Below are 14,195 nucleotides of genomic sequence, written 5' to 3' on the forward strand. Positions count from 1 at the left end.
AAACCCAAAATCGTCGCCATCGTTGCGACAATGCGCAAGCTTCTCACCATTCTCAATGCCATCATCCGGGACAATAAACCATGGCAAAACGCTTGACGAACAAGACAGTCGCTCTCCCCGCTGGGGAGAAGGGAGCATGCCGCATCTGACAACCATGATGATTTCCAAAGAGTTCTGCCTATGAGCAAGCATATCACCCCGGCTGAGGCAGCCGCTCTGATCCCCGATGGCGCGATCGTTTCGGTGTCGTCGTCGAGCGGACTTGGCTGCCCGGATTTGATGCTGAAGGCGATCGGCGAGCGTTTTGATGCCTCCGGCCATCCGCGTGACCTGACGACGCTGCATCCGATTGCCGCCGGCGACATGAGTGGCATCAAGGGCATCGACCACATCGCCAAGAAGGGGCTTCTGAAAACGATCATTGGCGGTTCCTACCCGTCCGGGCCTTCGACATCCGAGCCGCCGCTGATCTGGCAGATGATCGGCAATAACGAGGTTGCCGCCTACAACATGCCGTCCGGCGTGCTGTTCGACATGCACCGCGAAGCCGCCGCCAAGCGTCCGGGCGTGTTGACCAAGATCGGCCTCGATACATTCGTCGATCCCGAGCGGCAGGGCTGCGCCATGAACGCGTCGGCTGCGGCCGAGCCGGTCGTCAAGAAGTTGGAGTTCGAGGGCGAGGAATGGCTCTATTTCAAGGCCATCGTACCGCAGGTGGCGATCATCCGGGCGACAACCGCTGATGAGCGCGGCAACCTGACCTATGAGCACGAGGGCGCCACTCTTGGTGGTCTCGATCAGGCACTGGCTGCCCGAAACAATGGCGGTATCGTCATTGCGCAGGTCAAGCGCATCACCAAATCCGGCTCGATGAAGCCGCATGATGTGCGCGTTCCCGGCATGCTGGTCGATTATGTTGTCGTCGATCCCGACCAGAAGCAGACTACGCTGACGGATTACGATCCGGCGATCTCCGGCGAAATCTTCCGGCCGCTCGACAGCTTTCGCGTACCCGAATTCAATATCCAGAAGGTCATTGCGCGCCGTGTCGCGCAGGAGCTTCAGGGCGGTTCTTGCGTCAATCTCGGCTTCGGCATATCGGCCAATGTGCCGCGTATCCTGTTGGAAGAAGGCCTGCACGGCTCGGTCACCTGGGTGATCGAACAGGGGGCTGTCGGTGGCGTGCCGCTGCTCGATTTCGCCTTCGGCTGCGCCTCGAATGCCGATGCCTTCATGCCATCGCCCTATCAGTTCACTTACTTTCAAGGCGCCGGTTTCGACGCCTCGCTGCTGTCCTTCCTCGAGATCGACAAGTCCGGCTCGGTCAATGTCTCGAAGCTTTCCTTCCGGCCGCATGTGACGGCGGGAGCGGGTGGGTTCGTCGATATCACCGCGCGGGCAAGGAAGATCGTGTTTTCCGGCATGTTCAATGCCGGGGCCAAGCTCTCGATGGCCGATAGCAAGCTGGTGATCGAGAAAGAGGGCAAGCTGAAGAAACTGGTCAACGAGGTCGAGCACGTCACCTTCTCCGGCCGCCGCGCCGTCGAGCAGGGGCAGGACATTACCTATGTCACCGAGCGCTGCGTAATGAAGCTGACGCCTGATGGCATCATGCTGACCGAGATCGCGCCGGGCGTCGATCTGCAGACGCATATTCTCGACCAGTCGGAATTTCCTCTGATCGTCTCCGATCAGCTGAAGGTCATGGACGCAGCGCTGTTCCATGAAGCGCCGATCGGGCTGACGCTGCCGCAAAAGCCGGTCCGCACGCTGGAGGGAGCGTCGCATGGCTGACGAGCGAATCCGCAACGAAATCGAGGGCCCGGTTGCCATCTTGACGGTTGCGCGGCCGGACAAACTGAATGCTTTCGATATCGACATGCTCAAGGCGCTGTCGGCGGCCTGCGATACGGTGGAAGCGGATGCCGGTATCCGTGTGGTTATCCTGACGGGGGAGGGCAAGGCCTTTTCCGCCGGTGGCGACATCAAAGCCTGGGGGGCGATGAGCCCGAACGAGTTCGGCCATCAATGGGTGCGCTTCGGCCACCGCGTGTTCGAACGGCTGGCGACGTTGCGCATGCCGGTGATTGCAGCGATCAATGGCCACACACTTGGCGGCGGGCTGGAACTGGCGGCAGCAGTGGATATCCGCATTGCAGAAACCCAGGTGAAGATCGGCCTGCCGGAAACGAGCCTTGGCATGGTGCCCGGCTGGTCGGGCACGCAGCGTCTGGTCAAGCGGTTTGGCGCGCAGACCGTGCGCCGGATGGTGCTGGGCGGCGAGATGTTTACGGCCGATGAGGCGCACGCGTTGGGTCTGGTCGATGCGGTTGTGGCGACCGGAACGGTGCTGGACGCGGCAAAAGATTATGCAAATCGCATCGCCAAGCGCGGTCCGGCGGCGCTGGAAATCTGCAAGCTGATGATCGCATCTGCCAATGGCGAAGACAATGGAACCGCCGTCGAGGCGCTGGGTTCGATCCTGGCCGCCAAGACCGGCGACATGAAAGAGGGCGTTGCGGCTTTTGCCGGCAAGCGCCCCGCGGAATTCAAGGGAGAATGGTAATGACGGTTCTGGTGAAGCCCAAGGCTTTGGTCGATGTGAAAGTGCGCGACTTCCAGATGCTGATCGACGGCAAATGGGTAAATGCGGCCGAGGGCAGGACGCTGGAGCGCGTGGCGCCCGGCCATGGCGTCACCGTCTGCCGCTATCAAGCCGCGACGAAGGCCGATGCCGAGCGGGCAATTGCCGCTGCACGCAAGGCTTTTGACGATGGCCCGTGGCCGCGGATGACGGCGTCGGAGCGTTCGCTGGTCCTCTTGAGGGCCGCCGACATGATCGCGGCGCGGGCCGATGAGCTGGCCTATCTTGATTGCATCGAGAGCGGCAAGCCGATCAGCCAGGCCAAGGCCGAACTCGGCGGTGCCGCCGATATCTGGCGCTATGCCGCAGCCCTTGCCCGGGACCTGCACGGCGAAAGCTACAATACTCTGGGTGACGGCACGCTCGGCGTTGTGCTGCGTGAGGCGATCGGCGTCGTCTCGATCATCACGCCGTGGAATTTTCCGTTCCTGATCGTCAGCCAGAAACTGCCGTTTGCGCTAGCCGCCGGCTGCACCACGGTGGTCAAGCCGTCCGAGCTGACCTCCGGTTCGACGCTGGTTCTCGGCGAAATCCTTGAGGCTGCCGGTGTTCCGGCAGGTGTCGTCAACATCATCACCGGTACCGGTCCAGACGTTGGCGCGATCATGACCTCGCATCCTGATGTCGACATGATCTCCTTCACCGGCTCGACCGGTATCGGCAAGCTGACGATGACCAATGCGGCGCAGACGCTGAAGAAAGTCTCGCTGGAACTCGGCGGCAAGAACCCGCAGATCGTCTTTCCGGATGCCAATCTCGATGACTTCATCGATGCGGCAGTGTTCGGCGCCTATTTCAATGCCGGCGAATGCTGCAATGCCGGTTCGCGGCTGATCGTCCACAAGGATATCGCTGAGGACGTGATTGCCCGCATCGCCGCGATGTCGGCGAAGGTCAAGGTCGGCGATCCGCTTGATCCGGAAACCCAGGTCGGCGCGATCATCACGCCGCAGCATCTGGAAAAGATCGTTGGCTACGTCTCGGCCGCCTCCGGCAACGGCGCGACGGTTTCGCATGGCGGCACAGCGCTTGATCTCGGTTCCGGTCAGTTCATGTCGCCGACCATTCTTTCAGCTGTAACACCCGATATGGCCGTGGCCCGCGAGGAGGTTTTCGGGCCGGTCCTGTCCGTGCTGACTTTCGAAACGACGGATGAGGCGATCAAGATCGCCAACTCTATCGATTACGGCCTGTCGGCTGGCGTCTGGAGCCGCGATTTCGATACCTGCCTGACCGTTGGCAGAAAAGTGCGGGCCGGCACGGTCTGGATGAACACCTTCATGGACGGTGCCTCGGAACTGCCGTTTGGCGGCTACCGCCAGTCCGGCCTCGGCCGCGAACTCGGCCGCCATGCGGTTGAAGACTACACCGAAACCAAGACGCTCAACATGCATATCGGCGGCCGCACCGGCTGGTGGATGCCACGTTCGTAAGGGCGAGTTGAACAGAGGCGATGAGAGGAAGGGAGGGCGTGATGCAGAGACTGAGTTTTGTGGAGCAGGGCGTTTCCTCCTCCGTCAGTGACGGCCAAAATCGAACCGAGATCGGGGACACTTGCCCCCCTCTGTCCCTTCGGGACATCTCCCCCACAAGGGGGGAGATTGTTCTTTTTCCTTATGCCGACAGGGCCAGCGGTCAATCTCCCCCCTTGTGGGGGAGATGTCGGCGTCGCCGACAGAGGGGGGTATTCAATACGGGCACCTCAGCCGACCTCTCACACCGCCGGAAAATTAACCGCCGGCTTCAGCAGGACCTGCATGCCAGCCGTATCCTTGCCCGCGATCCTGGCCAAAAGCACGTGGCCCATCTGCTCGCCGGTATCGGTCAGATCTTCGTAGATCGTCTCGACCTTTGGCTGGATGTTGACCAGCAGTTTCGACGTCTGCTTGGCGACGATGTCATACTCAAGCCCGAGCGTCAGGCCGCGGTCGCTCATGCCGGTAATGGTTGCCAGCGCCGAGACTTCGCCGCCGCAGGTGAAGCCATCCGGAGCGCCGGGCTCGCCCGCGCGCCGGCTGATGAAGTCGCGAATATGGTCGATCGGACTGTCGAGATGGATCTCGTCGGGGATTTCGTAGGCGACGCCGGCCTCGCGGACAGCGGTCATGAAGCCGTGCAGCAGGTGCTGGGAAAATGTCATGCGCTTGGGCGGCAGGATGATCATCGGCTTATGGCGCCCACGCACGATCAGCCGCTTGGTTGCCTCGTAGGCGAAGGAAAAGTTGTCGTAGTCGACATAGGGGTGCGGGGTGGAGAGCTCCGTTCTCCCGTGACAGACGAACGGAAAGTCGTTCTCGATCAGGAAGCGCACGCGCGGGTCGAACGGTTCGGTGCGCGAGAAGATCAGCCCGTCGGCCATGCTGTTGCGGACAATGTGGCGCACGGCGTCGAGATTGCTGTCGTTCATGAAATTCGGCGTGACGATGATGTGGTACGGCGTGTCGGTCAGCGCCTTGGCAAGCCCCAGCATCAGCGAGGTTCCGTAGCCGAGGATTTCCTCGTGCGGGTCGAGAAGCACGCTGATGACATTGGTGCGGCCGGTCTTCAGGCGCTGGGCCGCGCGGTCGGGCAGGTAGCCGATCTCGGCCGCCACCTCATGCACGCGCCGGCGGGTCTCGGCCGAGATCTGTGGGGCGTTGCTGAGTGCGCGCGACACGGTGGTGACCGCAAATCCGGTGAGATCGGCGATCGTGCGCAGGGTTGGCCTGACATGCCGGGCAGTGGTTTGGTCCGGCGCTGGGGATTTGGGAGTGTCTGCCAATGACCATCTTTCTCTACGCGGGCAGGAACCGCTTTGTAACGCGGCACAAACGGATGCGCAATGCAGGCTGTGCAAACGTTATAAATGAGTTTCAACGTTCAGATCTTGCTGCGACGCAGCATGAAATTTATGCTTATAAAACAGCAAATTCAATGTGTTCTTCTTCCGTCGTTCAAAACGCATGCGACGGCTTGACTTGAGGGTATTTATAACGTTTTAAATTATCCAGCGGCGTGTGCCGCAGATATATCGCACCCCCGTTTGGGAACGGGTGGGCACTCAACGGCGGGAGGAGATTCCGCCACGATGACTTGCAACCGGGAGGAATACGATGCGCAAGTTTATGACGACGACGGCAATGGCGGCTTTGATGGTGGCAGGCTGCGGGCTTGCTGCCCATGCCGAGGATGTCAAGGAAGTTCAGATGCTTCATTGGTGGACGTCGGGCGGCGAAGCGGCTGCTCTGAACGTTCTCAAGGGTGATCTTGCCAAGGAAGGCTTTGCCTGGAAGGACGTGCCGGTCGCCGGCGGTGGCGGCGATGCTGCGATGACCGCGCTGAAGGCCATGGTTGCCGCTGGCACCTATCCGACAGCCTCGCAGATGCTCGGCTATACCGTGCTCGACTATGCGGCTGCGGGCGTGATGGGCGACCTCACCGCAACGGCCGTCAAGGAAGGCTGGGACAAGTCGGTTCCGGCAGCGCTGCAGAAGTTCTCGGTCTATGACGGCAAGTGGGTTGCCGCTCCGGTCAACGTCCACTCGGTCAACTGGCTGTGGATCAACAAGTCTGTGATGGACAAGATCGGCGGTACCGAGCCGAAGACGTTCGAAGACCTGGTTGCCCTGCTCGACAAGGCCAAGGCTGCCGGCGTCATCCCGCTCGCGCTGGGCGGCCAGAACTGGCAGGAAGCCACGATGTTTGACTCAATCGTGCTCTCCACGGGTGGGCCTGAGTTCTACAAGAAGGCATTCAACGATCTCGACGAAGAATCGCTGAAGTCCGACACGATGAAGAAGTCGTTCGATAACCTCGCAACGATCATCAAATATGTCGATCCGAACTTCTCGGGCCGTGACTGGAACCTGGCAACCGCCATGGTCATCAAGGGCGACGCGCTCGTGCAGGTCATGGGCGACTGGGCAAAGGGCGAATTCGTCGCTGCCAAGAAGACCCCGGATACGGATTTCCTGTGCTACCGCTTCCCCGGCACCGACGGCAGCGTGATCTATAACTCCGACATGTTCGGCATGTTCAACGTTCCGGACGACCAGAAGGCCGCGCAGGTCGCACTGGCGACTGCAACGCTGTCGAAGAGCTTCCAGTCGGCGTTCAACGTCGTCAAGGGCTCGGTTCCAGCCCGGACCGACGTTCCGGACACGGATTTCGACGCTTGCGGCAAGAAGGGCATCGCCGACCTGAAGGCTGCCAATGACGGCGGCACGCTGTTCGGCTCGCTGGCCCAGGGTTACGGTGCACCTCCGGCCATCGCCAATGCCTACAAGGACGTGGTGTCCAAGTTCGTGCACGGCCAGATCAAGACCTCCGACGAAGCCGTGACGGAACTCGTCAAGGCGATCGACGACGCACGCTGATCTCCACCTGAACAGGACCCTTCCCCGCCAAGGCGGGGGAGGTCTCCAGACAAATGCCGATGACGGCCCTGGGAGGGGACGATTTCCATGAGCACTGTGACTACCCCCGAAATCAGCCTGACGCCGGAGCGCTCGACGCGGATCTCCGTGCGCTCGCGCCTGCAGGATGCGCTGCCGAAGATCGTGCTGGCACCGAGCTTCGTCATCACGCTGGTCTTCGTCTATGGCTTCATCATCTGGACGGGCTATCTGTCCTTTACCAATTCCAAGACGTTTCCCTCGTATGCGATCACCGGTGCGCGCGCCTATCAAAGGCTGTGGCGCTGGACCTTCGAGAGCGACCCGCCATCAAGCTGGTACACGTCGATCACCAATATGGGCATTTTCGGTTTTCTTTATATCGGCATCTGCCTCGGCCTCGGCCTGTTTCTGGCCATCCTGCTTGATCAGAAGATCCGCGGCGAGGGCCTGCTGCGGCCGATCTATCTCTATCCGATGGCGCTGTCCTTCATCGTCACCGGCGTCGCCTGGAAATGGTTCCTCGATCCGGGGCTCGGCCTCGAGCAGACCCTGCATCAATGGGGCTGGACCAGCTTTCACTTCGACTGGATCAAGAACAAGGATTTCGTCATCTACACGGTGGTCATCGCCGGTGTCTGGCAGGCTTCCGGCTTCGTCATGGCGATGTTCCTGGCCGGTCTGCGCGGTATCGACGGCGAGATCATGAAGGCAGCCCAGATCGATGGCGCGACGACGGTCCAGCTCTATCGCCGCATCATCATTCCGCTGCTGCGTCCGGTCTTCCTCTCCGCCTTCATCGTGCTCGCCCATATGGCGATCAAGTCTTATGACCTTGTCGTGGCGCTGACATCCGGCGGTCCCGGAGGTTCTGCCTGGCTGCCGTCCAATTTCATGTACGAATACACGTTCAAGCGCAACGAAATGGCCGTCGGCTCGGCCAGCGCCATCATCATGCTGATGACGATCTCGGCGATCATCGTTCCCTATCTCTATTCCGAACTCAGGGAGAAATCACGATGAGCGCGATCGTCTCCTCGGGCACGGCGGCACGCCGCAGCAATGGCGCACGGGTGTTTCACCGCGTCGTCATCTATGGACTGCTGGCCTTCTTCGCCATCGTTTACCTCATGCCGCTGTTCGTCATGCTGGTCACATCCTTCAAGACGATGGACGAGATCCAGAACGGCAACATGCTCGCGCTGCCGAGTGCTCCGACCTTCGAACCATGGGTAAAAGCCTGGGGCGAGACCTGCGTCGGCCTCACCTGCGCCGGCATCAAGGGTTATTTCTGGAATTCGTTGAAAATGGTCATTCCGGCCGTGCTGATCTCGACCATCCTTGGTGCGTTGAACGGTTACGTTCTGACCAAATGGCGGTTTCGCGGCCATACGCTGGTCTTCGGCATGATGCTGTTTGCCTGCTTCATTCCCTTCCAATCCGTGCTTCTGCCGATGGCGACCATTCTCGGCAGCCTCGGGCGCTTCGGCATCACGTTGCAAAACGCCACCGGCTTCCGCTTCGGTTTCGGCAATCCGACGGTCAACCTGGTGCTGGTCCACGTCATCTACGGTCTCGGCTTCACGACGCTGTTCTTCCGTAATTTCTACGAGGCTTTCCCGACCGAACTGGTGAAGGCTGCGCAGGTCGATGGTGCCGGTTTCTTCCAGATCTTCCGGCGGATCATGCTGCCGAATTCGCTGCCGATCATCGTCGTCACGGTGATCTACCAGTTCACCAATATCTGGAACGACTTCCTGTTCGCCTCGGCTTACGCAGGCACCGGTGAATCGATGCCGATGACGGTGGCCCTGAACAACGTCGTCAACACTTCCACCGGGGTGGTCGAATATAACGTCAACATGGCCGCCGCGATGATCGCCGCCATGCCCACGCTTCTCGTTTACATTCTCGCCGGCCGCTATTTCGTACGCGGACTGATGGCGGGCGCCGTCAAAGGATAACACATGGCTTTCCTCGAAATATCCGGTCTCAGAAAGCGTTTCGGCTCTCTGGAAATCCTCAAGGGCATCGATTTTGAGCTCGAGAAGGGCGGCTTCCTGGTTCTCGTCGGTCCGTCCGGCTGCGGCAAGTCCACGCTGCTCAACACGATTGCCGGGCTTGAATCGATCACCGAAGGTTCGATCCGCGTCGATGGACGCGCGATCGACGACCTGCATCCGTCCAAGCGCGATATCGCCATGGTGTTCCAGTCTTACGCGCTCTACCCGAACATGACCGTTGCCGGGAATATTTCCTTCGGCATGGAGATGCGCGGCGTGCCCGTTGAGGAACGCAGACTAGCGATCGACAAGGTCGCCAAGGTTTTGCAGATCACCCATCTGCTCGATCGCAAGCCGAGCCAGCTATCCGGCGGCCAGCGCCAGCGCGTCGCCATGGGCCGGGCGCTGGTGCGCGATCCAAAACTGTTCCTGTTCGACGAACCGCTGTCCAACCTCGATGCCAAGCTGCGCGTCGATATGCGCATCGAAATCAAACGATTGCATCAGGCGACCGGCACGTCGATCGTCTATGTCACCCATGACCAGATCGAGGCGATGACGCTGGCGACCAAGATTGCCGTGATGCGCGATGGCGAGGTGCAGCAGTTTGGCACCCCCGCCGAGATCTACAACAATCCGAAAAACCTTTTCGTCGCCGATTTCATGGGATCACCGGCGATGAACCTTCTGACCGCGACGATCGAAGGCGGCGGCAACGACCTGCATGTTTCGCTGCTTCGCCCCGAGGCCGAACCCTTGCGCGTGCCGGTGCCGCAGATCGGTGGCCTAGCCGCCTATTCGGGCAAACAGGTGATTTTCGGCATCCGTCCGGAAGCCTTGACCGACCCGGACGGTGCGGACCGCAATGCGAAGTCGCTGTTTGAGGGTGAATGCCTGATCGATGTTGTGGAGCCGGCCGGTTCCGACACGTTCGCGGTGACCAAGCTTGGCGGCAAGGAAGTCGTCGCCCGCCTGCGTGCCGATGCGCGCATCGCGCCCGGCGAAACCGCCCGGCTTGCCTTCAATCTGGACAAGGCGGTGTTCTTCGATCCGCAAAGCCAGCAGCGCATCGGCTAAGTTCTGTCATGATGAAGCAACCCGATATCGTCATCATCGGCTCCGGTATTGGCGGAGCAACGGTCGCGTCGGCTCTGGCGGGGTCCGGCGCGGATATTCTCATTCTCGAAGCTGGCGGTCATATCGAAGACCGGCCGGAAAACCGCGACCAGCGGGCGATCTTCCAGCGCGGTCATTTCCGGCCGAAGGAACTTTGGTACGAGACGGACGGCACGGGCTTCAATCCCGGCAACTACTACAATGTCGGCGGCAATTCGAAATTCTTCGGTGCGGTGCTGGTGCGCTACCGCCGGGAGGATTTTGCCGAGATGGCGCATTTGGAAGGTGTCTCGCCAGCCTGGCCGTTTGCCTATGAAGAGCTTGAGCCGTGGTACAGCCGGGCCGAGCAACTCTATCAGGTGCGCGGGGCTCTTGGGCAGGACCCGACGGAGCCTGTGCATTCGCAAGATTATGCTTTCCCGCCTGTGCCCGACGAGCCGCCGATCGCTTCGGTGCGCGGCAAGCTGAAGCGCAACGGGCTCAATCCCTATTCTCTGCCGCTGGGTATCGATATCGAAAAATGGCTCGCCAAGGCAAGGACGCCCTGGGACGCGCATCCCAACAGTTTCGACGGCAAGATGGATGCCGAAACGGCGGCGCTGACGGTGGCGTTGCAGCACTCAAACGTGCGGCTGCAGACAGGATCGCGGGTGACGCGGCTGGAGACGGCGGCGGACGGCAAGCGCATCGAAACGGTGCGCTACATCAAGGACGGCGTCGAGCATACGGTCTCGCCAAAGCTGGTGATCCTGTCGGCCGGTGCCGTGCAGTCGTCCGTCCTGCTGCTGCGCTCCGCCAATGCCCTGCATCCAAATGGGCTGGCCAACAGCTCGGATCAGGTCGGCCGCAATTTCATGAACCACAATTCGAGTGCCGTCCTGGCAATCTCGCCATTCTTCAAGAATACCTCGGTCTACCAGAAAACTTTCGGCTTCAACGACTATTACCTCTCGGACGGCGAGGGCGGACCGCCGCTCGGCAATGTCCAGCTTCTCGGCCGCATCTCCGGGCCGATCCTGAAGGCGAACATTCCCTCCATGCCGGAATGGCTGCTCAACCAAGTGTCGGCGCATGCGATCGATTTCTACGCGATGAGCGAGGATATTCCGCATCCGGAAAGTCGCATCATGGTCGATGGCGAGCGGATCGTCCTGCAGTGGGTTCGCACCAACTGGGATGCACACCTGATGCTGGTGAAGAAGCTGAAGCAGGCGCTGAGGGGCGCAGGTTTTCCGATCGTGCTGTCGCGGCCGTTCGACAAGCGCACGCCGTCGCATCAATGCGGCACGGTGCGCATGGGCAACGATCCGGCGTCGGCGCCGCTGGATGTCTACTGCCGCTCTTTCGATCACCAGAACCTCTTTGTCGTCGATGCCAGCTGCCTGCCGACTTCGGCTGCGGTCAATCCTGCCCTGACGGTTGCGGCGCAGGCGCTGCGGGTTGCCGATCATATCGTCGCGAAGGATTTGGCGGCATGAGCGATCGCAAGCGCCCTGTTGCCATTGTGACAGGCGGCCGTCGCGGAATCGGGCTGGGCATTGCCAGGGCGCTGGCGAAAGACGGGTTCGATATTGCCATCACCGGTATCGGCGATGCCGATCAGGTCTCGGGCGTGCTGGAAAATCTGGCGGCGCTCGGCGCCAAGGCAATCTTCCTGAAAGCGGATCTTTCCGACCTTTCCGGCCATCAGGCAACGGTCGATGCGGTTCTGGCTGAGTTCGGCAGGGTTGATTGCCTCGTCAACAATGCCGGCATGGCATCGGTGGTGCGCGGCGATTTCCTCGATCTTGCGCCTGACAATTTCGATACGATCATCGGTACCAATCTGCGTGGCACGGTGTTTTTCACGCAGGCCGTGGTGAAGTCCATGCTGGCAGGTGGTGCCAGCGGGCCTCGCTCGGTGATCAATATCACCTCTGTTTCGGCGGCGATGAGTTCGCCGGAGCGGCTGGACTACTGCATGAGCAAGGCCGGGCTTGCCGCCTTTTCGCAAGGGCTGGCGCTACGGCTCGCCGACACCGGTATCTCGGTGTTCGAGGTTCGGCCCGGCATCATCCGCTCCGACATGACAGCCGGTGTTTCCGCCAAATACGATGCGCTGATCGGCGGCGGGCTGGTGCCGATGAAGCGCTGGGGCGAGGCTGACGATATTGGCCGGATGGTTGCATCACTGGCAAACGGCAGCTTCGGCTTTGCCACCGGGACAGTGATCAACGCCGATGGTGGGCTGTCGATCGGACGGTTGTGAACTTTACCTCCCCCTTGAGGGGGGAGGTCGCGCGGAACGCGCGGGTGGGGGTGATCCAATGGGACCGCAACAGGTCACCCCACCCCGGAGCGTTGCTCCGACCCTCCCCCTCAAGGGGAGGGTGAAGATAGATTTTTAAAGGACGACGAGATGACCTACGATTACATCATCACAGGTGCCGGACCGGCTGGTTGCGTGCTTGCCAATCGCCTGACCGAAGACGCCGATGTGAAGGTGCTGCTGCTCGAAGCGGGTGGCAGCGACTGGAATCCGCTGTTCCATATGCCGGCCGGTTTTGCCAAGATGACCAAGGGCGTCGCCAGCTGGGGCTGGGAGACCGTTCCGCAGAAGCACATGAAGAACCGGGTGCTGCGCTACACGCAGGCCAAGGTGATCGGCGGCGGCTCGTCGATCAATGCGCAGCTTTACACGCGCGGCAACGCGGCGGATTACGATCTCTGGGCCAGCGAAGACGGCTGCACCGGCTGGGATTACCGCAATGTGCTGCCCTATTTCAAACGATCGGAGGACAACCAGCGTTTCGCCGACGACTACCATTCCTACGGTGGGCCGCTCGGTGTTTCCATGCCGGTGTCAGGCCTGCCGATCTGCGATGCCTATATTCGCGCGGGCCAGGAGCTTGGCATTCCCTACAACCACGATTTCAATGGCAGGCAGCAGGCGGGCGTCGGTTTCTATCAGCTGACCCAGCGCAACCGCCGCCGCTCGTCCGCTTCGCTTGCCTATCTCAATCCGATCAGGGATCGCAAAAACCTGACGGTGCGGCTCGGCGCGCGGGTGACGCGGATCGTTTTGGAGGGAACACGCGCCGTCGGCGTCGAGGTCGCGACCGCAAAGGGACTGGAAATCATCCGGGCGGAGCGTGAGGTTCTGGTCTCGTCCGGCGCCATCGGATCGCCAAAGCTGCTGCAGCAGTCGGGCATTGGCCCCGCCGATCACCTGCGCTCCGTCGGCGTCGATGTGAAACATGACCTGCCGGGTGTCGGCAGCAATCTTCAGGACCATCTCGACCTGTTCGTCATTTCCGAATGCACCGGCGACCACACCTATGACGGCGTCGCAAAGCTTCACCGCACCCTTTGGGCGGGGCTGCAATATGTTCTGTTCCGGTCCGGCCCGGTCGCCTCGTCGCTGTTTGAGACCGGCGGCTTCTGGTATGCCGATCCGAATGCGCGCTCGCCGGATATCCAATTCCATCTGGGGCTGGGCTCCGGCATCGAGGCCGGTGTCGAGAAGCTGAAGAATGCCGGGGTGACGCTGAATTCCGCTTACTTGCATCCGCGCTCGCGCGGCACCGTGCGGCTGTCGTCTGCCGATCCGGCGGCAGCACCGCTGATCGACCCGAACTACTGGAGCGATCCGCATGATCGCAAGATGTCGCTGGAAGGCTTGAAGATCGCCCGCGAAATCTTCCAGCAGCAAGCGCTGAAACCCTATATCATGGCCGAGCGGTTGCCGGGGCCGAAGGTGATGACCGATGACGAGCTGTTCGAGTATGGCTGCGCTAACGCCAAGACCGATCACCATCCGGTCGGCACCTGCAAGATGGGCACCGGCGCCGATGCGGTGGTCGGGCTGGATCTGAGGGTGCACGGACTGGAAGGCCTGCGCGTCTGCGATAGTTCGGTCATGCCGCGTGTTCCCTCTTGCAATACCAACGGGCCGACGATCATGATGGGCGAAAAGGGTTCCGACATCATCCGCGAACGGCAACCGCTGCCGGCCACCATCTTCAGCCATGAGCGCAACGACCAGCGGCCGCGTGCGCGCGCCGATATCCGATAGGAACC

General features: G+C 61.0%; 12 protein-coding genes and 1 pseudogene. 12 read left to right on the top strand and 1 reads right to left on the bottom strand.

The annotated features are described in order from the left end of the window. The 4 genes and pseudogenes from ACP7E6_RS00005 to ACP7E6_RS00020 all read left to right on the top strand — a co-directional run. Nucleotides 1-96 (top strand): annotated as a pseudogene (locus ACP7E6_RS00005) (IS110 family transposase); the annotation flags it as partial. Nucleotides 97-180: 84 nt separating this feature from the next. Then, the gene (locus tag ACP7E6_RS00010) at nt 181-1,794 is read left to right on the top strand and encodes an acyl CoA:acetate/3-ketoacid CoA transferase (RefSeq protein WP_426226766.1); all 1,614 of its coding nucleotides are present in this window, start codon (nt 181-183) and stop codon (nt 1,792-1,794) included. Next, a complete protein-coding gene (locus ACP7E6_RS00015; protein ID WP_426226768.1) occupies nt 1,787-2,566 on the top strand; it encodes an enoyl-CoA hydratase/isomerase family protein in 780 nt (259 codons plus the stop codon). The genes ACP7E6_RS00010 and ACP7E6_RS00015 overlap by 8 nt, the downstream gene beginning before the upstream one ends. Beyond that, the gene (locus ACP7E6_RS00020; RefSeq protein WP_426226770.1) at nt 2,566-4,077 is read left to right on the top strand and encodes an aldehyde dehydrogenase family protein; all 1,512 of its coding nucleotides are present in this window, start codon (nt 2,566-2,568) and stop codon (nt 4,075-4,077) included. The genes ACP7E6_RS00015 and ACP7E6_RS00020 overlap by 1 nt, the downstream gene beginning before the upstream one ends. Nucleotides 4,078-4,358: 281 nt before the next feature. On the opposite strand, the gene ACP7E6_RS00025 is transcribed toward ACP7E6_RS00020, so the two are convergent. Further along, nucleotides 4,359-5,405: a LacI family transcriptional regulator gene (locus tag ACP7E6_RS00025; RefSeq protein WP_426226772.1), complete on the bottom strand. Its 1,047-nt coding sequence runs from the start codon at nt 5,403-5,405 to the stop codon at nt 4,359-4,361. Between ACP7E6_RS00025 and ACP7E6_RS00030 the strand changes: the two genes are divergently transcribed. From ACP7E6_RS00030 to ACP7E6_RS00065, 8 genes are all read left to right on the top strand, one after another. Beyond that, on the top strand, nt 5,405-5,605 hold the full coding sequence (locus ACP7E6_RS00030) for a hypothetical protein (protein ID WP_426226774.1): 201 nt from the start codon (nt 5,405-5,407) through the stop codon (nt 5,603-5,605). The genes ACP7E6_RS00025 and ACP7E6_RS00030 overlap by 1 nt on opposite strands. Nucleotides 5,606-5,736: 131 nt before the next feature. Then, on the top strand, nt 5,737-6,999 hold the full coding sequence (locus ACP7E6_RS00035) for an ABC transporter substrate-binding protein (protein ID WP_426226776.1): 1,263 nt from the start codon (nt 5,737-5,739) through the stop codon (nt 6,997-6,999). 87 nt (nt 7,000-7,086) lie between these two features. Continuing rightward, nucleotides 7,087-8,040 (top strand): carbohydrate ABC transporter permease, encoded by a 954-nt coding sequence (locus ACP7E6_RS00040; protein ID WP_426226777.1) that lies wholly within the window; start codon nt 7,087-7,089, stop codon nt 8,038-8,040. Beyond that, nucleotides 8,037-8,981, top strand: a complete 945-nt coding sequence (locus tag ACP7E6_RS00045; RefSeq protein ID WP_426226779.1) for a carbohydrate ABC transporter permease — start codon at nt 8,037-8,039, stop codon at nt 8,979-8,981. Before ACP7E6_RS00040 ends, ACP7E6_RS00045 begins: the two co-directional genes overlap by 4 nt. A gap of 3 nt (nt 8,982-8,984) precedes the next feature. Next, the gene (locus tag ACP7E6_RS00050) at nt 8,985-10,097 is read left to right on the top strand and encodes an ABC transporter ATP-binding protein (RefSeq protein ID WP_426226780.1); all 1,113 of its coding nucleotides are present in this window, start codon (nt 8,985-8,987) and stop codon (nt 10,095-10,097) included. Nucleotides 10,098-10,105: 8 nt separating this feature from the next. Next, complete coding sequence (locus ACP7E6_RS00055) at nt 10,106-11,614, top strand: GMC oxidoreductase (RefSeq protein WP_426226782.1); 1,509 nt, start codon at nt 10,106-10,108, stop codon at nt 11,612-11,614. Further along, on the top strand, nt 11,611-12,384 hold the full coding sequence (locus ACP7E6_RS00060) for a 3-ketoacyl-ACP reductase (RefSeq protein ID WP_426226784.1): 774 nt from the start codon (nt 11,611-11,613) through the stop codon (nt 12,382-12,384). The genes ACP7E6_RS00055 and ACP7E6_RS00060 overlap by 4 nt, the downstream gene beginning before the upstream one ends. A gap of 150 nt (nt 12,385-12,534) precedes the next feature. Further along, on the top strand, nt 12,535-14,190 hold the full coding sequence (locus ACP7E6_RS00065; protein ID WP_426226786.1) for a GMC family oxidoreductase: 1,656 nt from the start codon (nt 12,535-12,537) through the stop codon (nt 14,188-14,190). Nucleotides 14,191-14,195: the final 5 nt, after the last annotated feature.

Source organism: Pararhizobium sp. DWP3-4 (assembly GCF_049898205.1).
Classification (GTDB): Bacteria; Pseudomonadota; Alphaproteobacteria; order Rhizobiales; family Rhizobiaceae; genus Pararhizobium.